The sequence below is a fragment of the Variovorax sp. 679 genome, from assembly GCF_003952185.1.
GTDB lineage: Bacteria > Pseudomonadota > Gammaproteobacteria > Burkholderiales > Burkholderiaceae_C > Variovorax.
Genome location: NZ_RXFS01000002.1, coordinates 268,579 through 286,981 on the forward strand (window position 1 = coordinate 268,579; position 18,403 = coordinate 286,981).

The 18,403-nt window shown below is 65.1% G+C and carries 20 protein-coding genes; 3 read left to right on the top strand and 17 right to left on the bottom strand.

The features are described from left to right. Positions 1-8: 8 nt before the first annotated feature. The 16 genes from EJO71_RS05220 to EJO71_RS05295 form a co-directional block, all read right to left on the bottom strand. Positions 9-377: a DUF4845 domain-containing protein gene (locus tag EJO71_RS05220; RefSeq protein WP_125947819.1), complete on the bottom strand. Its 369-nt coding sequence runs from the start codon at positions 375-377 to the stop codon at positions 9-11. 38 nt (positions 378-415) lie between these two features. After that, positions 416-1,387 carry a signal peptidase I gene (gene lepB, locus EJO71_RS05225; RefSeq protein ID WP_125947818.1) on the bottom strand — a complete coding sequence of 324 codons (972 nt, stop codon included), beginning with the start codon at positions 1,385-1,387 and terminating at the stop codon, positions 416-418. A 7-nt stretch (positions 1,388-1,394) separates the two neighbouring features. Beyond that, a complete protein-coding gene (gene lepA, locus EJO71_RS05230) occupies positions 1,395-3,206 on the bottom strand; it encodes a translation elongation factor 4 (protein WP_125947817.1) in 1,812 nt (603 codons plus the stop codon). A gap of 521 nt (positions 3,207-3,727) precedes the next feature. After that, a complete protein-coding gene (locus tag EJO71_RS05235; protein WP_125947816.1) occupies positions 3,728-5,209 on the bottom strand; it encodes a DegQ family serine endoprotease in 1,482 nt (493 codons plus the stop codon). A 100-nt stretch (positions 5,210-5,309) separates the two neighbouring features. Beyond that, positions 5,310-6,386 (bottom strand): MucB/RseB C-terminal domain-containing protein, encoded by a 1,077-nt coding sequence (locus tag EJO71_RS05240; RefSeq protein ID WP_125947815.1) that lies wholly within the window; start codon positions 6,384-6,386, stop codon positions 5,310-5,312. Between the two features lie 25 nt (positions 6,387-6,411). After that, on the bottom strand, positions 6,412-7,089 hold the full coding sequence (locus tag EJO71_RS05245) for a sigma-E factor negative regulatory protein (RefSeq protein ID WP_125947814.1): 678 nt from the start codon (positions 7,087-7,089) through the stop codon (positions 6,412-6,414). A 17-nt stretch (positions 7,090-7,106) separates the two neighbouring features. Continuing rightward, positions 7,107-7,778, bottom strand: a complete 672-nt coding sequence (rpoE, locus tag EJO71_RS05250; protein ID WP_125947813.1) for an RNA polymerase sigma factor RpoE — start codon at positions 7,776-7,778, stop codon at positions 7,107-7,109. A gap of 10 nt (positions 7,779-7,788) precedes the next feature. Further along, positions 7,789-8,271 (bottom strand): hypothetical protein, encoded by a 483-nt coding sequence (locus EJO71_RS05255; RefSeq protein ID WP_125947812.1) that lies wholly within the window; start codon positions 8,269-8,271, stop codon positions 7,789-7,791. A gap of 13 nt (positions 8,272-8,284) precedes the next feature. Next, a complete protein-coding gene (gene fabF / locus EJO71_RS05260) occupies positions 8,285-9,529 on the bottom strand; it encodes a beta-ketoacyl-ACP synthase II (RefSeq protein WP_125947811.1) in 1,245 nt (414 codons plus the stop codon). Positions 9,530-9,628: 99 nt separating this feature from the next. Continuing rightward, positions 9,629-9,868 (bottom strand): acyl carrier protein, encoded by a 240-nt coding sequence (acpP, locus tag EJO71_RS05265; RefSeq protein WP_007830471.1) that lies wholly within the window; start codon positions 9,866-9,868, stop codon positions 9,629-9,631. Between the two features lie 99 nt (positions 9,869-9,967). Beyond that, positions 9,968-10,711 carry a 3-oxoacyl-ACP reductase FabG gene (fabG, locus tag EJO71_RS05270; RefSeq protein WP_093205043.1) on the bottom strand — a complete coding sequence of 248 codons (744 nt, stop codon included), beginning with the start codon at positions 10,709-10,711 and terminating at the stop codon, positions 9,968-9,970. 27 nt (positions 10,712-10,738) lie between these two features. Continuing rightward, positions 10,739-11,692: an ACP S-malonyltransferase gene (fabD, locus tag EJO71_RS05275; RefSeq protein ID WP_125947810.1), complete on the bottom strand. Its 954-nt coding sequence runs from the start codon at positions 11,690-11,692 to the stop codon at positions 10,739-10,741. A 54-nt stretch (positions 11,693-11,746) separates the two neighbouring features. Continuing rightward, positions 11,747-12,724, bottom strand: coding sequence for a beta-ketoacyl-ACP synthase III (locus tag EJO71_RS05280; protein ID WP_125947809.1), 978 nt, complete (start codon positions 12,722-12,724; stop codon positions 11,747-11,749). Continuing rightward, positions 12,724-13,821 (bottom strand): phosphate acyltransferase PlsX, encoded by a 1,098-nt coding sequence (gene plsX, locus EJO71_RS05285; protein ID WP_125947808.1) that lies wholly within the window; start codon positions 13,819-13,821, stop codon positions 12,724-12,726. The genes EJO71_RS05280 and plsX overlap by 1 nt, the downstream gene beginning before the upstream one ends. A 61-nt stretch (positions 13,822-13,882) precedes the next feature. Further along, positions 13,883-14,065: a 50S ribosomal protein L32 gene (rpmF, locus tag EJO71_RS05290; RefSeq protein WP_007830466.1), complete on the bottom strand. Its 183-nt coding sequence runs from the start codon at positions 14,063-14,065 to the stop codon at positions 13,883-13,885. Between the two features lie 164 nt (positions 14,066-14,229). After that, positions 14,230-14,787 carry a DUF177 domain-containing protein gene (locus EJO71_RS05295; RefSeq protein WP_125947807.1) on the bottom strand — a complete coding sequence of 186 codons (558 nt, stop codon included), beginning with the start codon at positions 14,785-14,787 and terminating at the stop codon, positions 14,230-14,232. 82 nt (positions 14,788-14,869) lie between these two features. Here EJO71_RS05295 and EJO71_RS05300 point away from each other — a divergent pair, with 82 nt between their 5' ends. The 3 genes from EJO71_RS05300 to EJO71_RS05310 are packed head-to-tail and all read left to right on the top strand — an operon-like array spanning position 14,870 to position 17,378. Continuing rightward, positions 14,870-15,451 carry a Maf family nucleotide pyrophosphatase gene (locus EJO71_RS05300; protein WP_125947806.1) on the top strand — a complete coding sequence of 194 codons (582 nt, stop codon included), beginning with the start codon at positions 14,870-14,872 and terminating at the stop codon, positions 15,449-15,451. Then, positions 15,448-16,221, top strand: coding sequence for an SAM-dependent methyltransferase (locus EJO71_RS05305; RefSeq protein WP_125947805.1), 774 nt, complete (start codon positions 15,448-15,450; stop codon positions 16,219-16,221). Before EJO71_RS05300 ends, EJO71_RS05305 begins: the two co-directional genes overlap by 4 nt. A 2-nt stretch (positions 16,222-16,223) precedes the next feature. After that, positions 16,224-17,378 (top strand): MFS transporter, encoded by a 1,155-nt coding sequence (locus EJO71_RS05310; RefSeq protein WP_125947804.1) that lies wholly within the window; start codon positions 16,224-16,226, stop codon positions 17,376-17,378. A gap of 7 nt (positions 17,379-17,385) precedes the next feature. On the opposite strand, the gene EJO71_RS05315 is transcribed toward EJO71_RS05310, so the two are convergent. Further along, a complete protein-coding gene (locus tag EJO71_RS05315) occupies positions 17,386-18,402 on the bottom strand; it encodes a S49 family peptidase (RefSeq protein ID WP_125947803.1) in 1,017 nt (338 codons plus the stop codon). Position 18,403: the final 1 nt, after the last annotated feature.

Genomic DNA, 18,403 nt, shown 5'->3' on the forward strand with positions numbered 1-18,403 from the left:
AGCCGTGTTCAGCGGGATTCGCCCTTGTACTTGAGCGTCAGGTAGGCCGGGCCGAACAGGGGAATCTCGCGCTCGTACGAGTACGACACGACCACCTTGTCGCCGACCTTCTTGATCTCGAGGTCCTTGCCGCTGACCGACTTGAAGTCGTCGATGGCCTGGGCGCGATCGAAGATGGCGCGCACCTCGGGCACGGTCGTGCCTTCCTTGGCCTTGTTGACGGCCTTGTCGATGGCCTGCCACTCGATCAGCGTCGGAATGACCTGCGCGATGACCACGCCCAGGCATCCGAGCACGGCGGCGACGAACACCAAGCCGATGAACGAAATGCCACGTTGCTGCGCAGCCCTGCTGCGAACGGACCGATGTGTTCTCATGCCCTCATACCCCTCGAACTATGCTTGCAGATGAATGCTTATTGAAACGGACCGATGCGTCCCAGGTCGCCGAAGTTCATCCAGACGAAGAATGCCCTGCCCACGATGTTCTTGTCCGGCACGAAGCCCCAGAAACGCGAGTCCGCCGAATTATCGCGGTTGTCGCCCATCATGAAATAGCTCCCCGCGGGCACCTTGCAGACCACGCCTTCAGCCGAGTAGCGGCAGTTCTCGATGCCCGGGAAGTTGAAGCCGCCGGCACCGGGAATGAACGACGGCGAGGTTTCGTCGTTGAGGATCTTGTGCTCCTTGTCGCCCAGTTTCTCGTCGAACTGCTTGAGCAGGCGCATCGACTCGCCGTCGAGGTAGTCGGCGGCCGGCGTCTTGGAAACCGGCTGGCCGTTGATCGTGAGCTTCTTGTTCAGGTAGGCGATCTCGTCGCCGGGAATGCCGACCACGCGCTTGATGTAGTCCATGCTCGGCTTTGGCGGGTAGCGGAACACCACCACGTCGCCGCGCGCCAGCGGGGTGCCGGCAGTGATCTTGGTGTTGATGACCGGCAGGCGCAGGCCGTAGGTGAACTTGTTGACCAGGATCAGGTCGCCGGTCAGCAGCGTCGGCATCATCGAGCCGGAAGGGATCTTGAAAGGCTCGTAGAGGAACGAGCGCAGCAGGAACACCACCAGGATCACCGGAAACAGGCCTGCGGTCCAGTCGAGCCACCAAGGCTGCATCAGCAGGCGCTCGCTCGCCTTGGCATCGGCGGTGTCGACCTGCTTGATGCCCTGCCCGGCCAGGCGCGCATTGCGGTCGGCCAGCGAGGCCTCCAGCTTTGCGGCGGCCTGCTCGCGCCGGGGCAGGAAGTAGAAGCGCTCGGCCAGCCAGTACAGGCCCGTGATCACGGTGGCCAGGAACAGCAGCAAGGCGAAGTTGCCTTCGATCGCGTTGAAGTACCAGGCACCGACATAGGCGGCTAAGGCCGCGAGGACCAGGGAGGTGATGAATGCCATTTTGTGATCAGTCTTCGACTTGCAGAATGGCGAGGAAGGCCTCTTGCGGGACCTCGACGGAACCGATCTGCTTCATTCTTTTCTTGCCCGCCTTCTGCTTCTCGAGCAGCTTCTTCTTGCGGGTGATGTCGCCGCCGTAGCACTTCGCCAGAACGTTCTTGCGAAGGGCCTTGATTGTCTCACGCGCAATGATGTTGACCCCGATGGCGGCCTGGATTGCCACGTCGAACATCTGGCGCGAAATGATCTCGCGCATCTTCGAGACCACCGCCCGGCCGCGGTACTGCGACTGGGTGCGGTGCACGATGATCGACAGCGCGTCGACCTTTTCGCCGTTCAGCAGGATGTCGACCTTCACCACGTCGGAGGCGCGGTACTCCTTGAACTCGTAGTCCATCGAGGCGTAGCCGCGGCTCACCGATTTGAGCTTGTCGAAGAAGTCGAGAACGATCTCACCGAGCGGCATCTCGTAGGTCAGCATGACCTGGCGGCCGTGGTAGGCCATGTTCATCTGCACGCCGCGCTTCTGGTTGGCCAGCGTCATGACGGCGCCGACGTATTCCTGCGGCATGTAGAGATGCACGGTGACGATCGGTTCGCGAATTTCCGCCATCTTGCCGACGTCGGGCATCTTGGACGGGTTCTCGACCATGATCACTTCGCCGTCGTTCTTGACCACCTGGTAGACCACGCTCGGCGCGGTCGTGATCAGGTCCTGGTCGAACTCGCGCTCCAGGCGCTCCTGCACGATTTCCATGTGCAGCAGGCCGAGGAAGCCGCATCGGAAGCCGAAGCCGAGCGCCTGGCTCACCTCGGGCTCGTAGCGCAGCGACGAATCGTTGAGCTTGAGCTTTTCGAGCGCGTCGCGCAGCGAGTCGTACTCGCTGGCTTCGGTGGGGTACAGGCCCGCGAACACCTGCGGCTGGATTTCCTTGAAGCCGGGCAGCGCCTCGGTGGCCGTGGCCGCTGCACCGCCGGTGCCGGGCCTGATCAGCGTGACCGTGTCGCCGACCTTGGCCGCCTGCAGCTCCTTGATGCCCGCGATGATGTAGCCCACCTCGCCCGCTTCGAGCGAATTGCGGGGTTCGTTGGCGGGCGTGAAGACGCCGACGCTGTCGGCGTTGTACATCGCGCCCGAAGCCATCATCTTGATGCGCTCGCCCTTCACGAGACGGCCGTCGACCACGCGCACCAGCATGACGACGCCGACGTACGGGTCGAACCAGCTGTCGACGATCATCGCGCGCAGCGGGCCGTCGGGGTTGCCGCGCGGCGCGGGCATGCGCGCGACGATGGCTTCGAGGATGTCGTCGATACCCACGCCGGTCTTTGCCGAGCACGGAATCGCATCGGTCGCGTCGATGCCGATCACGTCTTCGATTTCGGTGCGCGCGTTGTCGAGATCCGCGTTGGGCAGGTCGATCTTGTTGAGCACCGGCACCACTTCCACACCGAGGTCGAGCGCGGTGTAGCAGTTGGCCACCGTCTGCGCTTCGACGCCTTGCGATGCATCGACGACGAGCAGCGCGCCTTCGCATGCAGACAACGAACGACTCACTTCATACGAGAAGTCGACATGGCCCGGCGTGTCGATCAGATTGAGGTTGTAGACCTGCCCGTCGCGCGCCTTGTAGTGCAGCGCCGCGGTCTGCGCCTTGATGGTTATCCCACGCTCTTTTTCGATGTCCATCGAGTCGAGAACCTGCGCTTCCATCTCGCGTTCCGCGAGGCCGCCGCAACGCTGGATCAAACGGTCTGCGAGCGTCGACTTGCCATGGTCGATGTGCGCAATGATCGAAAAATTTCTGATGTGATTCATCAACGGGAACGCTTAAGTACTTGAATTGGCTCGTACGCAGAGTGCGACAGGCAAGAAAAAAGGGCGCGTCTTCTGGAGACGCGCCCTGAACCAACAAGCAATGGCAACTGCAGTAGTTGGAGCTTCATTGTAGGCAAAAAGGGAAGCGCGTACATCCGGGAACAGGGTCCAAAGGGGTCGTTGCAGGTCCACAACATCAAAGATATGAACAGGTTATCAACAGGATCGGTGGAGCAGTTACTGAACAACTTGTGGGCGATCTGTGGAGCACCGGTGGACTGCCATCTGACATCTCGCATGGTGAAGGTCGGGGCATTCCTTATGCGCCGACCGGCCGCCGAGGGTGCTCTATTCTACCGAAATCCGTCCTTAGCCTCTTTATAAGTTAGTGATCGCAAACAAAATTCGGCATTTTCGGGCCCACTGATTTTTTTGGAGGCCGACGCCAGAACGTCGTAAACACCTCAAAAAAACGGCCCCAAACCCGACTGCCGGGTGGGGCCACTTGACGCCGAGCCGGATCAGCGTGCGGGACGAATCAGCGCGTACTGCGCCCAGTCGCCACGGCGGAACAGCACGCTGAGCGGCTTGCTCTTGTCGGACTTGGCGACGGCGGACTCGAATTCGCGGGCATTCGACACTTCGGTATTGCCCACCGCCATGATGATGTCGCCCTCGCGCAGGCCTGCGCGGGCAGCGGCGTCGCCGGAGGCATCGACCTTCACGCCACCCTTCACCTTCAGCTCCTTCTTCTGCGCATCGGTGAGATCGCTCACGGCCAGCCCCAGTGACTTGGCGGCGGCGGATGCTGGCGGCTTTTGCGCCGGTTCGTCGCGGTCGCTCGCGCGCTTGCTGGGCTTGTCGGGCTCGATCTCGGCGATGGTCACGCTGAGATCGCGAGAAGCGCCGCGGCGGAACACCGTGAGCGTGCTCTTGGTGCCCGGCTTGGTGTTGCCCACCAGACGAGGCAGGTCGCTCGGCTTCTCGATGGGCTTGCCGTCGAACTTGGTGATGACGTCGCCCGGTTCGACGCCGGCCTTTTCTCCCGGCGATCCGGCCTCGACGCCGCGCACCAGCGCGCCCTGCGCCTTGCCCAGGCCGATGGCCTCGGCCACGTCCTTGGTGACCTGGTCGATCTGCACGCCGATGCGGCCACGCGAGACGCGGCCCGAGGTGCGCAGTTGATCGCTCACACGAATCGCCTCGTCGATCGGGATCGAGAACGAGATGCCCATGAAGCCGCCCGAACGCGAGTAGATCTGGCTGTTGATGCCGACCACCTCGCCGCGCATGTTGATCAGCGGCCCGCCCGAATTGCCGGGATTGATGGCCACGTCGGTCTGGATGAACGGCAGGTATTCGCCGGTATCGCGCTGCTTGGCGCTCACGATGCCCGCGGTGACTGTGTTCTCGAGGCCGAAGGGCGAGCCGATGGCCATCACCCATTCGCCGACACGCAGCTTGGAAATGTCGCCGACCTTCACAGCAGGCAGGCCGGTGGCCTCGATCTTCACGACTGCGACGTCGGTGCGCTTGTCGGCGCCGACGATCTTGGCCTTGAACTCGCGCTTGTCGGGCAGCGTGACCAGTACCTCGGAAGCATCTTCGACCACGTGCGCATTGGTCATCACGTAGCCGTCGGGCGTGAGGATGAAGCCGGAGCCGACGCCGCGCGGACGCTCTTCTTCCTGCGGCTGCTGCGGACGGTTCTGGCGCGGCCCCTGACGCGGCTGGCCCGGCAGCGGCTGACCGAAGAAGCGGCGGAAGAACTCCTGCATTTCCTCGTCCATCTCGCCGTTGCCGCCGCGCTGCACGACTTTCTCTACCGTGCGGATGTTGACCACGGAAGGGCCGACCTGATCGACCAGATCGGTGAAGTCTGGCAGCGTGCGCGTCTGCGCGTGGACCGGCTCGACCGGCAGGAAGGTGGCGCCGGCAGTCAGTGCGAGCGCGCAAGCCAGCAGGCCGGAACGAAACTTGTGTCCCTCGACTTTGAAGTTCATCAGTTTTCTTTCAAAAGAACGGAGCGGCTGAAAACAGGTGCTATGAGTCTGCGCTGCGTGCTTGGTTCAGCGCAATTGGCGCTTGTGCGACCTCGAACTGTCAGCGCGTGCGCGCGAGGCTCTGCGCAAATGCATTGAGCGTCTGCTGCGGCACCTCGCCCACCGCAGTCAGCCACCAGTCGCTCGCCGGCTCGGGCAGGCGTCGGCGGATGGCGTTGGTCGCGCCGATGGTCAGCACGCCGTCGCGGGGCGCACGCGCCGCGTCATAGCGCTCGATGAAGAGCGACACCGAGGCCAGGCCGTCGGAGAAGGTCCACTGCACCGTGGCCGCATCCTGCTTCGACTTGCCGCCATCGTCGCCCGCCGTCGGACGACGGAAGAAGCTTCGGGGCTTGAATCCGGCCACGGGCGTGCGCAAGGTCCAGCCTTCGTCCTGCGCGTTGCTGCGCTCGAGCTCCAGCTTTTCGATGCGGTAGCCCGAGGTGTTGGACATCATCTGCGCGAGCGCCTGCGCCTTCACCGGCGCATCGAGCTGCAATTCGGAAAACGCCGACTGCTCGACCACGCGGGAATCGCTGTCGACGGTCTGCAGCTTCACCACGAGGCCGGAGCGGCGCTCGCTCCAGATCCGGTAGCCGAAGCGCAGCCCGTCGTGGGGCACCAGCTGCACCACGTCGGCATCGAAGCCTGCGACGCGATCCTTGCCGATCGCACGCACATCGTAGAAATCGCCGATGGACGGATCGGGCTTGTCCGGCAGGTTAGGGAAGAGATCGAGGTTCTCGCGCTTCTCGACCTTCACCACCTTCGCCTCCGGCAGGAAGGTCATGACGTTGCGGTTGCGCCGGAAGGTCGAGCGCGGCGGCCCCGACAGGGCCTCGATGCGCTCGATCTGATGCTCGCCGTCGCGCACGTGCCAGATGCGCGCGCTCGACAGGTCCCCGCCCGGTGCCGAGACCACGAAGGTGCCCACGTAGTTGCGCTGCCTGGCGCCGGTGTGCATGCGCTGCAGCCACTCGGTCACGCTCATGGCCGGCGGCTCGTCCGTCTGCGCCGTCGTCGCGCTCTTCGCATTCGCAGCACCCGAGCGGGTCTGCGCGGTGGCGGCCTGTGCCAGGCAAAAGGCAGCGAACACAAGCACGACGGCGCGTGCGGAGATCGGCATCGGAACGGTCATTGCGGGCAGCTGGAGGTGCGCGCGCTCAGCGCGTCGGCCCTTCGAAAGTGGCGTTGCGCAGGAAACCGGAAGGCATTTGCGAGGCGCCACCAGCCTGCTGGTGCGCCTCGAGGAGTTGGTCGAGGCGGGGATCGCGCAGCATGACCTGCGGATTGCCGCTACCCACGATCACGCGGGTCGGGGTCAGCGTATTGCTGACGGCCTGCGGGCCGTTGGCTGCGGCCGCTGCCAGCACCGAGTTGACGGCCGGCTGCTGTTGCTGCTGGACCGACGCCAGTTGCGCACCGCCTTGTTGCGGCACAGCCGTGCCGTTGCCAACCAAAGTCCAGCTGATGGCGGCAACAGCCATCAGCGATGCCGCACCTGCCACCAGCTTCCAGCGGAACACCGGCTCGTTGGCCGCTTCCGCCCTGCGCTGCACGGGCACCGCCACCGGCACGTCGACCGGCGTCGGCGCCGGGACAGCCATCACGGGCTCCGCAGCCAACCGCTGCTGGAAGCGCGCCAAAAACGCGGAGGTATCGCTGCACGGTGCATGAGAACCGGAACGCAGCACGTCGCCCACCACATGGTAAGCCTGCCATGCCGTGCGCGATTCGCCTTCGGCGCAGGCCGCTTCGATCGCCTGCGCGAACGCCTCGCCCTGCAAATGACCATCCGCAAGTGCGGACACCTGTTCCCGAACCGTCATCGTCTGATTCATTTCATTCACCTGCTTACTTACCAACGCTTGCCGGACTGGTTGTCCAGCAAGGGCTTGACCCTGGCCGAAATGGCCTCACGCGCCCGGAAAATACGCGAACGCACCGTGCCGATAGGGCAATCCATGACCTCGGCAATCTCTTCGTAACTCATGCCCTCGATTTCACGCAGCGTGACCGCCTGGCGCAGCTCGGCGGGGAGCGCTTCCATGGCTGCCTCGACGGCACCGGCAATTTCGTTCGCCGCCAGGACCGATTCGGGGGTTTCGTCGGTGGTTGGTTCGTTTCCGGGACGGTAAGTTTCATCATCGTCCTCGGAAGAAGGCCTCAGGGCCGCCTCGGAGACAGTCGGATCGCGCTTCATGTCCACCAGCGCCTTCTTGGCGGTGTTGACGGCGATCCGGTAGAGCCAGGTGTAGAACTGCGCCTCGCCGCGGAACTGGTGGAGGGCTCGGTATGCGCGAATGAAGGTTTCCTGCGCGATGTCTTCGATGAGGTCGACATCACGCACCATCCGCCCGATCAGGCGCTCGATGCGGCGCTGGTACTTGATGACCAGCAGCTCGAACGCCTTCTGGTCCCCGGCAACGGTGCGCTGGACCAGCTGAAAATCGACCTCACCCGGACGCGGCGCCACGGCGGACGCGTCGGTCGGGCCGGAGTCCGGCGGCACGGGCGGGGAAGTGGTCATCTACGGAGGTTCAGGGCGCGTCGGCCGGGGCCGTCGCACGCCAGGGGTCGCCCGCGGGCGCCGCGGACGGGGGGCGCGAATATACCGCACGGCGCAGGTCGCGCCAGCGCTCCGGCATGGCCCGCTGTTCGATCCAGATCCAGCGCCGGGCGCGCCCTGGCTCACTGAGCCGCACCAGCATCAGCGACTGGAAATCGAGCGCCACGAATGCCTGGGCTGCATGCACCGCACGGTTGGCGTGGCCACCCGTCAACGACCAGTAGAGGCCGTCGAAATGCAGGACGCCCGCCCCCTCCTGCCGCAAGCCGAAGCCCGCAGCCACGCCTGCGAACGCAACGCTGAAAACAAGTAGCAACTGGCGCCATCCGACGCTATCGAAGAGATAGCAGGACGCGCCAGCACAGATGGCCCCAAGGGCCCACAGGACAACAAGAATCCGCGTTGCGCCACGCGAGCGCCCCACCGGATAGGTCACCGACGGCGCGCTATGCATGGCAGAGCAATGCTCAAGCGCGCTTGAACACCAGCGTACCGTTGGTGCCGCCGAAGCCGAAGTTGTTCTTGACCGCGACGTCGATCTTCAGATCACGCGCCTCGTTGGCGCAGTAGTCGAGATCGCACTCCGGATCCTGGTTGAAGATGTTGATGGTCGGCGGGCTCTTCTGCTCGTGCAGCGCCATCACGGTGAACACCGACTCGATGCCGCCCGCGCCGCCCAGCAGGTGGCCGGTCATCGACTTGGTCGAATTGACGACGAGCTTCTTCGCGTGATCGCCGAACGCCAGCTTGACCGCATTGGTCTCGTTGACGTCGCCGATCTGCGTGGAAGTGCCGTGCGCGTTCAGGTACTGCACCTGGTCGGCGTTGACGCCTGCGTTCGACAGCGCCATGGCCATCGAACGGCGCGGGCCGTCGACGTCAGGCGCGGTCATGTGATATGCATCGCCCGTCAGGCCGAAGCCTGCGACTTCCGCATAGATCTTGGCGCCGCGCGCCTTGGCGCGCTCGTACTCCTCGAGCACCAGCACGCCGGCGCCCTCGCCCAGCACGAAGCCGTCGCGGTCCTTGTCCCACGGGCGCGAGGCCGTTGCGGGATCGTCGTTGCGGGTGCTCAACGCGCGGGGCGCGGTGAAGCCGCCGATGCCGAGGGGGGAAATGGTCGACTCGGCGCCGCCGGCGATCATCACGTCGGCGTCGCCGTATTCGATCATGCGCGCCGAGGTGCCGATGGCATGCAGGCCGGTGGTGCAGGCGGTCACGACCGCGATGTTCGGGCCCTTGAAGCCGTACTTGATCGAGACATGGCCCGAGATCATGTTGATGATCGACGCCGGCACGAAGAACGGCGACACGCGGCGCGGGCCGCGGTTCATCAGTTCACCGTGCGTTTCCTCGATCATCGGCAGGCCGCCGATGCCGGAGCCGATGTTGCATCCGATGCGCACGGCCTCTTCATAGGACAGCGCTTCGCCGGTCGGCAGTCCGCTGTCCTGCACCGCCTGGATGGCGGCGGCGAGCCCCAGATGAATGAAGCGGTCCATGTGACGCGCTTCTTTCTCCGAGATGTATTGGGTGATGTCGAAACCCTTGACCTCACCTGCGAACTTGCAGGCGAAGGCGCTTGCATCGAACGCGGTGATGTTCGCAATGCCCGACTTCCCGGCCAACAGGTTGGCCCAGGACTCGGTTACGGAGTTTCCGACAGGAGCGATGCAACCGAGTCCGGTAACGACGACGCGGCGTTTGGTCATGCCGGCAAACCTTTCTGGAAGCGCTGAACAGTTGCCTGTCGGCGCGTGCGGTTCAAGGAAAAGCCGCCGGCCGCAGTTGCAATGTTGTCAGCTGGCCTATCAGGCCTTTTGATTCTTGGTGGCGTAGTCGACGGCGTTTTGCACCGTGGTGATCTTCTCGGCATCTTCGTCGGGAATTTCGATGCCGAATTCGTCTTCGAGTGCCATCACGAGTTCGACCGTGTCGAGAGAGTCCGCGCCGAGGTCGGCCACGAAAGCCTTTTCGTTCGTCACTTGGGACTCTTCCACGCCGAGTTGCTCGGCGATGATTTTCTTGACACGTGCTTCGATATCGCTCATTTGGTTCCCTCTGAGGGTTGTAGGTAATCGGTGGATTTTAGCCGGGCGCATTGTGGCATTTGCCGTGCCCCCGGGACGGAGAAAACTTGCGCCTTGCGGCTACATGTGCATGCCGCCGTTGACGTGCAGCTCCTGCCCCGTGACGTAGGACGCCTGGGGCGATGCGAGGTATGCCACCGCGTGCGCGATGTCGGCCGGCTTGCCCAGGTGGCCCAGGGGGATCTGCTGCAGCAGCGCCTGTTGCTGGGCTTCGGGAAGGCTGGCCGTCATGTCGGTCTCGATGAAACCGGGTGCAACGCAGTTGACGGTGATGTTGCGACTGCCCAGTTCGCGGGCCAGCGCACGGGTCATGCCCGCGACGCCAGCCTTGGCGGCCGCGTAGTTGGCCTGGCCGGCATTGCCGGAGGCGCCGACCACGCTGGTGATGCTGATGATGCGGCCGTAGCGCTGCTTCATCATCGGGCGGATCACGGCGCGCGAGAGCGAGAAGACGGCCTTGAGATTGGTGTCGAGCACCGCATCCCAGTCGCTGTCCTTCATGCGCATGGCGAGCGTGTCGCGCGTGATGCCGGCGTTGTTCACGAGCACGTGGATAGCGCCGTAGGCCTGCACGATCTCGTCGATCAGGGCCTCGACGGCGGCACCGTCATTGACGTCGAGCGCACGGCCGCGGCCGTCGTATGCACTCAGGGCGGCAGTGATCTTGGCCGCGCCGTCATCGGTGGTGCCGGTGCCCACGACCTTGAGGCCGCGCTGGGCCAGCTCCAGCGCGATCGCCGCGCCGATGCCGCGCGTCGCGCCGGTGACCAGGGCAACCTGCCCTTCGAATTTGGGAATGCTCATAAGAAAAGTATGGGAGCCTTGCGCCGGTCAGCCGGCGAGCGATTGTCGGGTGTCCGCGAGCGTTGCCGGGTCGTACACCGACGCGGCTTCCAGATCGGGGGCGATGCGCTTCACCATGCCGGCCAGCACCTTGCCGGGGCCGCACTCGATGATGGCGGCTACCCCTCGCAGTTTCAAGGCCTGCACGCTCTCGACCCAACGCACCGGGCCGGCGGCCTGGCGCACCAGGGCGTCGCGGATGCGGTCTGCGTCGGTTTCGATGGCAACGTCGATGTTGTTCAGCACCGGGATCTGCGGCGCCGCCAGCGTGATCGAAGCCAGCTTCTCGCGCAGCGCCTCTGCGGCAGGCTTCATCAGGCTCGAATGGAACGGCGCGGAAACCGGCAGCAGCAGTGCGCGCTTGGCGCCGTTGGCCTTCAGCAACTCGCAGGCCTTGTCCACCGCAGCCTTGCTGCCGGCGATCACGGTCTGCGCGGGGTCGTTGAAGTTCACCGCTTCGACGATTTCGGCACTGCCGGCACCGAAGCTCGCAGTAGCTTCCGCGCAGCCCGCGACCACCTTGCCCGACTCCATGCCGAGCACCGCAGCCATCGCGCCGACGCCGACGGGCACCGCCTGCTGCATGGCCTGCGCACGAAAACGCACAAGCGGCGCGGCCTGCGCGAGCGTCAACGCGCCCGAAGCCACCAGCGCCGAATACTCGCCCAGCGAATGTCCCGCCACGACGGAAGGCGCCGCACCGCCCTCGGCCAGCCAGGCACGCCATGCGGCAACTCCAGCTACCAGCATCACCGGTTGGGTGTTCGTGGTGAGTGCCAGCTCTTCCTTCGGGCCGTTCTTGATCAGAGCGCCGACGTCTTCGCCGAGCGCTTCGGATGCTTCGCGCAGCGTTTCAGCCACGGCCGGATGATCGCCCCAGGCGTCGAGCATGCCGACCGCCTGCGAGCCTTGTCCCGGAAAGACAAATGCAAAGGATTTCATTGTTCTATGCGTCATCTCGCATTGCAGGCACCCTCTTGCGGGCGCCGCAACGCACTACAGATTCAATAGCACCGCGCCCCAGGTGAAGCCGCCACCCACGCCTTCGAGCATGAGCGTTTCGCCCTTCTTCACCTTGCCGGAACGCACGGCCTCGTCGAGCGCCAGCGGAATCGAAGCGGCGGAAGTGTTGCCGTGCTCGTTCACCGTGACGATCAGCTTCTCGCGCGGAAGCTTCAGCTTCTTCGCAGTGCCTTCCATGATGCGGATGTTGGCCTGGTGCGGAATGAGCCAGTCGATGTCGGCGTCGACCTTGCCGGCCTTCGCCAGCGTGGCGCGCGCCGCCTCTTCCAGCACGCGGACTGCGAGCTTGAAGACGGCCTGGCCGTCCATGTGCAGCAGCGGCGTGCCCAGCACATTGCCACCCGACACATGACCCGGCACACAAAGAATGCCGACGTGCTTGCCGTCCGCATGCAGATCGCTGGCCAGGATGCCGGGCTCTTCGCTGGCTTCGAGCACCACCGCGCCCGCGCCATCCCCGAACAGCACGCAGGTGGTGCGGTCGTTGAAATCGAGAATACGGGAGAACACTTCGGCGCCCACCACCAGCGCGCAACGCGCGGTACCGGTGCGGATCATCGCGTCGGCAACGGTGAGTGCGTAGACAAAACCGCTGCAGACCGCCTGGACGTCGAACGCCGGGCAGCCGGCGATGCCGAGCTTGTTCTGGAGGATGGCGGCCGACGACGGAAACACCATGTCGGGCGTGGAAGTCGCGACGATGATCAGGTCGACGTCGCCGGCCTTGCGGCCGGCAGCTTCCAGAGCGTGCCTGGCCGCCTCGAACCCGAGGTCACTGCTAGTGACATCCGGTGCGGCGAAATGCCGGGCGTGAATACCGGTGCGCTCGACGATCCACTGGTCCGAGGTTTCAATGCCTCGCGTCGCCAGATCCTTGGCGAGATCGTCGTTGGTCACGCGGCGTGGAGGCAGATAGCTGCCGGTGCCGGTAATGCGTGAGTAAGGAGTCATCAAACGTGAAGGGCTGTCGCGTCGACCGGCGCCGCCGGCTCCTGCCGCGCGAGCAAAGGCGCGGCGTGGGCGATGCGGGCCCGCACGCGATCGAGCAGGTTGTTGCGAGCGGCATCATAAGCGCGATCCAGAGCGTGGCCGAAAGCCACTTCGTCAGCCGAGCCATGGCTCTTGAAAACCAGCCCGCGCAGGCCCAGCAAGGCTGCGCCGTTGTAGCGACGATGATCCAGGCGACTTTTGAACGCTTTTAGAACCGGATAAGCAACAATTGCCGCCACCTTGGTAAAAATGCTTCGCGAGAATTCGACGCGAATGAACTCGCCGATCATCGAAGCCACGCCCTCGCTGGCCTTCAACGCCACGTTTCCGACGAAGCCATCACAGACGACGATGTCGGTCGTGCCCTTGAAGATATCGTTGCCTTCCACGTTGCCGTAGAAATTCAGATCCTTGGAGTTGGCAGCCGTACGCAGCAATTGACTTGCCTTCTTGATCGTTTCGCTGCCTTTTATGGCTTCTTCGCCAATATTGAGCAGGCCGACCGAAGGAGCCTCGTTGCCGGTCAGCGCAGACACCAAGGCCGAGCCGAGCACGGCGAACTGGAGCAGGTCTTCGGCGTCGCAATCGACGTTCGCCCCCAGGTCGAGCACGGTCGTTGCACCACCCTTGGCGTTCGGAAGCTGAGGCGCGATCGCCGGGCGATCGATGCCTTCGAGCGTCTTGAGCAGGTAGCGCGCGATCGCCATGAGGGCGCCGGTGTTGCCGGCAGAGACTGCCGCTTGGGCGGCACCGTCCTTGACCTGCTGGATAGCGACGCGCATCGAAGAATCCTTCTTCTTGCGCAACGCGATTTCGACCGGATCGTCCATACCCACCACTTCGCTGGCAGCGACGATGCGGGCACGTGGATGCGCAGCGAACCCCGCCAGCGCAGCCGGCGCACCAACGAGCAGCAACGAGGCTTCGCTGTGCCGCTCAAGGAATGCGCGGCAGGCCGCGAGCGTGACGCGCGGCCCATGGTCGCCCCCCATGCAATCCACGGCGAGCGTGATTGCGGGAGACGCAGCAGTGATTTCGGGAGAAGAAGGCGTAGCCATCAAAACAAAGGCCCGACGCTACAGCAAAAGTAGCTTCGGGCCTTGGCCTTGGGATGCAAAATCAGGCTTCGGACTTGTTCTTGAGCACCTGACGGCCACGGTAGAAACCGTTGGGGCTGATGTGGTGGCGCAGGTGCGTTTCGCCGGTGGTCGGCTCCACGGCGATGCCGGGAACGACCAGCGCATTGTGGGAACGGTGCATGCCGCGCTTGGAAGGCGACTTCTTGTTTTGCTGGACGGCCATGATGGCTCCTGGACTGTAAGGTTGGTGATTGGATGCGGGCTCAAGCGGTGGCAATACAAGAAACCCGGTGGCATGTATGGAATGCCCCTGTTGTCGTTTCGTGTATCGCTGCTCACGGCGGCGCGCGCGAAGCCCATGATTATAGCCCAGCCCGGGAGAAAGGGCTACTTTCCCTCTTCCGGCTTGCGCGAACGCAACGCACCGAGCACTGCGAAGGGGTTCGGCTTGGCTTCTTCCGCCGCATTGAAGTCATCGTCGCTTGAAGAAAGCTGCACCGGCGTCGGACAGACATCGTGGGTCGGCATGACAGGAATTTCCATCAGAAGCTCATCCTCGATCAGTGCGTGCAGGTCGAAATCCCGGCTCACGACGAGCAAATCTTCTTCGGATTCCTCGTCTTCCGACTCGGCGACGGCTTCGCTGGCCACGAAGCGGAACCAGCGATTCACTTCGAGCGAGGTGTCGACCGGCGACAGGCAGCGCTGACAAACCAGCGGCACGACGGCCTCGGCCTCCAGGTGCAACCATGGCGTGGCCTTGCCGTCCACGCCGGGACGCTCCTCGCCGTGGGCCGTCCAGCGGACCACCGCCTCGGGCGCGGGAATCGCCAGTTCGGCGACCAGGCGTTCGTATCTGGGAACCGGATCGGTAGCTTCCAGCGTGGCGCCAGCGGCGGCGAAACCGGGCACATTGAGCCGTTCGGGGGCGAATTCTCTCTTCATCCGCGCCAGTCTAGCGCGCCGGCCGCCCCGCCGGCATGGGACAAGCCTGAGGGCTTCGGGCGGCTCACGCACAATCGTTCCCATGCACCGCACAGTGATCCTCGCCTCTACCTCGCGCTACCGCCGCGAATTGCTCACCCGCCTGCGTCTGCCCTTCGACGTTCACTCGCCGGAAGTAGACGAAACCCCGCTGCCCGGAGAAACACCGCACGACCTTGCCGTGCGCCTTGCACTTGAAAAGGCCAACGCCGTGGCCGCCCGCTTCCCGGAAGCCGTGGTCATCGGCTCCGACCAGGTGGCCGACCTCGCAGGCGAAGCGCTCGGCAAACCCGGCGACCACGCCCACGCCACCGCCCAGCTGCGCCGGATGCGCGGCCAGACGCTGATCTTCCAGACAGCCGTGGCCGTCGTCTGCAAGGCCACGAGCTTCGTCCAGCGTGACATCGCGCCCGTGCGCGTGATGTTCCGCGATCTCAGCGACGCCGCCATCGAGTACTACCTGCAGGCCGAACAGCCCTACGACTGCGCCGGCAGCGCCAAGAGCGAAGGCCTCGGCATCGCGCTGCTGAATTCCATCGACAGCGACGACCCGACCGCCCTGGTCGGCCTGCCGCTGATAAGAACCTGCCAGATGCTGCGCGCTGCGGGAGTCGACCTCCTATGACACAGCCAACGAAAGGCAAGCTCTACCTGGTCCCCGCGCCGCTCGACTTCGGCTGCGACGTGCAAGCTCCGTTGCAGGACGCCCTGCCGCTGGGCACGCTGCAGACTGCCGCGGGCATCACCCACTGGATCTGCGAAAACGCGAAATCCGCCCGCGCCTACCTGAAGCGCATCGACGCCGTCGCGCCGCTGGCCGCCCCCCTGCAGGCGCAGAGCATCCAGGAGCTGCCGCGCGAAGTGCACAAGAAAGGCGACCACGCGGGCCAGTTCGACGCTCGCCCCTTGCTGGCCGCTGCGCTCGAAGGCCACGACATCGGCCTGCTGAGCGAGGCCGGCATGCCGGCCGTGGCCGACCCGGGCTCGTCGGTGGTGCGTGCCGCGCACGACCTCGGCCTTGTCGTTGTGCCACTGACCGGCCCCGTCTCGCTGCTGCTCGCGCTGGCCGCGAGCGGACTCAATGGCCAGAACTTCGCCTTCGTCGGCTATCTGCCGCAGGACGCCGGCGAGCGCCAGGCCCGCATCCGCGAGCTGGAGGCGCTGGCGCTGAAGTCGGGCCAGACGCAGCTCTTCATCGAGACGCCCTATCGCAACGCCGCGCTACTGCAGGCCCTCGTGCAGACGCTGCAGCACAACACCCGCCTCGCCGTCGCGCGCGGCCTGACGCTCGCAACGGCCCACGTGCGCAGCGAGACGGTCAAGTCCTGGCGCGCGGCCAAGCCCCAGGCCACGACAGACGAACGCCTGCCCGCCGTGTTCGCGATCGGCCGCTGACCATGCTGGCCATTACCGCAGCCACGCGCTGGGCATCGCGCGCGCAATTCTTCGCCGCCGGCTTCATCTTCGCGACCTGGGGGGTGCATGTGCCCACGGTCAAGGCGCATTACGGCATCGACGAAGCACAACTCGGGCTGGCGATGCTCGCGGCCGGTGCCGGCGCCATGTTCGGCCTGACCAGCGCGGGCCGCTGGATCGGACGCAACGGCCCGCGGCGCATGGCCGGCATCTGCGGCACCGTCTATGCGCTGCTGCTGGCCGGCCTGATCGCCATGCCCGGCTATGCCGCACTGCTGGTCCTGCTGGCCGCCTTCGGCCTCGTGACCAGCGTGTTCGACGTGTCCATCAACACCGAGGCGGCGCAGCTGGAACTGCACGGCGGCACGCCGCTGATGAGCGGCATGCACGGCATGTTCAGCCTGGGCGGCATGGCCGGTGCCGCCAGCGGCAGCGCCGCACTGGCGGCCGGGCTGGGCGCGCAGGCGCATTTGCTGATGGTCGCGGCCGCGATGGTGCTGCTCGTCGCCGTGGCCTCGACGCGCATGCTGCCCAGGCCCGCCACCAGCGGTGCGACCGAAGTCGACCATGGCTTCCTGCTGCCCCGCGGCACGCTCGCGGTGCTGGGCGTGCTCGCCGCGCTGGGCCTGATCGCCGAAGGCGCGATCTACGACTGGAGCGTGCTCTACATGCAGCAGGAAATCGGCAGTCCGCAACAGCAGGCAGCGCTGGCCTACGCGAGCTTCTCGGCCGCGATGGCGGCTGCGCGCTTCGGCGGCGATGCGCTGCGTGCCCGCTTCTCGCCGGCTGCGCTGCTGCTCGGCAGCGGCTTGCTGGCGGCAGTGTCCATGGCGCTGGTGCTCATCACCGACCTGCCCTGGCTCGCGCTGGCCGGCTTCGCCGGCGTGGGCGTCGGTTTCGCGAACGTGGTGCCAATCCTGTTCTCCGCCTCGGCGAAGGTACCGGGCATCGAGCCCGCGCGTGGCATCGCGTCGGTCTCGGCACTGGCCTATCTGGGGTTCATGGCAGGCCCGGCAGTGATCGGGCTGCTGGCGCGGGCCACCTCGCTGACGGCCGCGCTCTATGTGGTCGTGGTCTTCGCTGCGGCGCTGGCGGCATCGGCGCGCTACACCGCCAGCCGCAGCGAAGCCAGATAGGGAAGAATCAACGCAGGGCCGGAGTGGTGTGCATCAGGCGCACGGTGGTCTCGGCCATCGCGGCGCCGAACTTCTTGGCCAGCTTCTCGGCCACGTTGTCGCGACGCGTGTAGTCGATCACCTCTTCGGCCTTGATGACCTCGCGGGCCACGTAGTCGACATTGCCGAGCTGGTCGGCCAGGCCGTATTCGACGGCCTGCTCGCCGCTCCAGAAGAGGCCGCTGAACAGGCCCGGCGTGTCGAGCTTCAGGCGGTCACCACGGCCGGCCTTCACCACATTGATGAACTGCGTGTGGATCTGATTCAGCATCGTCTGGGCATGTGCACGCTGCGCGTCGCTCATCGGGCTGAACGGGTCGAGGAAGCCCTTGTTCTCGCCGGCAGTCAGCAGGCGGCGCTCGACGCCGACCTTTTCCATCACGCCGGTGAAACCGAAACCATCCATCAGCACGCCGATGCTGCCGACGATGCTGGCCTTGTCGACGTAGATCTTGTCCGCCGCGGCGGCAATGTAATAGGCCGCCGAGGCACAGGTTTCCTCGACCACGGCATAGACCGGCTTCTTGTACTTGGCCTTCAGGCGCTTGATCTCGTCATTGATGATGCCGGCCTGCACCGGGCTGCCGCCGGGCGAATTGATCAGCAGGACCACGCCCTTGGCGCCCTCGTCCTCGAAGGCCGTCTTCATCGCGGCGACCACGAACTCGGCGCTTGCATCCCCTCCATTGGCGATCTCGCCCTTGATCTCGACCACGGCCGTGTGGGCCGAGGTCTTGGCCGTGCTCGGCGTGCTGCGCGAGAAGGCGACCCAGGCCAGGAAGACGAAGAAGGCCAGCCATGCCAGGCGCGTGAATGTCTTCCAGCGGCGCGCGGCCTTCTGTTCGTTCAGCGAGGCGAAAGCGAGCTTCTCGAGGGTGGCGCGCTCCCAACCGGGGCGCTGCGTGGGATCTTTGGCCATGTTCGTGGAAGGAGCCGGCTCAAATGGCTCGAACCCCGCGGGTTCGGTTCGGTTCGGGTCGGTCATG

Excerpts from the sequence above, each read along its gene's own strand:
- EJO71_RS05280 (WP_125947809.1), bottom strand. The coding sequence starts at position 12,724 with ATGACTCCTTACTCACGCATTACCGGCACCGGCAGCTATCTGCCTCCA.
- EJO71_RS05235 (WP_125947816.1), bottom strand. The coding sequence starts at position 5,209 with ATGAACTTCAAAGTCGAGGGACACAAGTTTCGTTCCGGCCTGCTGGCT.
- EJO71_RS05220 (WP_125947819.1), bottom strand. The coding sequence starts at position 377 with ATGAGAACACATCGGTCCGTTCGCAGCAGGGCTGCGCAGCAACGTGGC.
- EJO71_RS05305 (WP_125947805.1), top strand. The coding sequence starts at position 15,448 with ATGACACAGCCAACGAAAGGCAAGCTCTACCTGGTCCCCGCGCCGCTC.
- rpmF (WP_007830466.1), bottom strand. The coding sequence starts at position 14,065 with ATGGCCGTCCAGCAAAACAAGAAGTCGCCTTCCAAGCGCGGCATGCAC.
- lepB (WP_125947818.1), bottom strand. The coding sequence starts at position 1,387 with ATGGCATTCATCACCTCCCTGGTCCTCGCGGCCTTAGCCGCCTATGTC.
- fabF (WP_125947811.1), bottom strand. The coding sequence starts at position 9,529 with ATGACCAAACGCCGCGTCGTCGTTACCGGACTCGGTTGCATCGCTCCT.
- EJO71_RS05310 (WP_125947804.1), top strand. The coding sequence starts at position 16,224 with ATGCTGGCCATTACCGCAGCCACGCGCTGGGCATCGCGCGCGCAATTC.
- EJO71_RS05245 (WP_125947814.1), bottom strand. The coding sequence starts at position 7,089 with ATGAATCAGACGATGACGGTTCGGGAACAGGTGTCCGCACTTGCGGAT.
- fabD (WP_125947810.1), bottom strand. The coding sequence starts at position 11,692 with ATGAAATCCTTTGCATTTGTCTTTCCGGGACAAGGCTCGCAGGCGGTC.
- plsX (WP_125947808.1), bottom strand. The coding sequence starts at position 13,821 with ATGGCTACGCCTTCTTCTCCCGAAATCACTGCTGCGTCTCCCGCAATC.
- EJO71_RS05295 (WP_125947807.1), bottom strand. The coding sequence starts at position 14,787 with ATGAAGAGAGAATTCGCCCCCGAACGGCTCAATGTGCCCGGTTTCGCC.
- EJO71_RS05300 (WP_125947806.1), top strand. The coding sequence starts at position 14,870 with ATGCACCGCACAGTGATCCTCGCCTCTACCTCGCGCTACCGCCGCGAA.
- EJO71_RS05240 (WP_125947815.1), bottom strand. The coding sequence starts at position 6,386 with ATGACCGTTCCGATGCCGATCTCCGCACGCGCCGTCGTGCTTGTGTTC.
- fabG (WP_093205043.1), bottom strand. The coding sequence starts at position 10,711 with ATGAGCATTCCCAAATTCGAAGGGCAGGTTGCCCTGGTCACCGGCGCG.
- rpoE (WP_125947813.1), bottom strand. The coding sequence starts at position 7,778 with ATGACCACTTCCCCGCCCGTGCCGCCGGACTCCGGCCCGACCGACGCG.
- EJO71_RS05315 (WP_125947803.1), bottom strand. The coding sequence starts at position 18,402 with ATGACCGACCCGAACCGAACCGAACCCGCGGGGTTCGAGCCATTTGAG.
- acpP (WP_007830471.1), bottom strand. The coding sequence starts at position 9,868 with ATGAGCGATATCGAAGCACGTGTCAAGAAAATCATCGCCGAGCAACTC.
- EJO71_RS05255 (WP_125947812.1), bottom strand. The coding sequence starts at position 8,271 with ATGCATAGCGCGCCGTCGGTGACCTATCCGGTGGGGCGCTCGCGTGGC.
- lepA (WP_125947817.1), bottom strand. The coding sequence starts at position 3,206 with ATGAATCACATCAGAAATTTTTCGATCATTGCGCACATCGACCATGGC.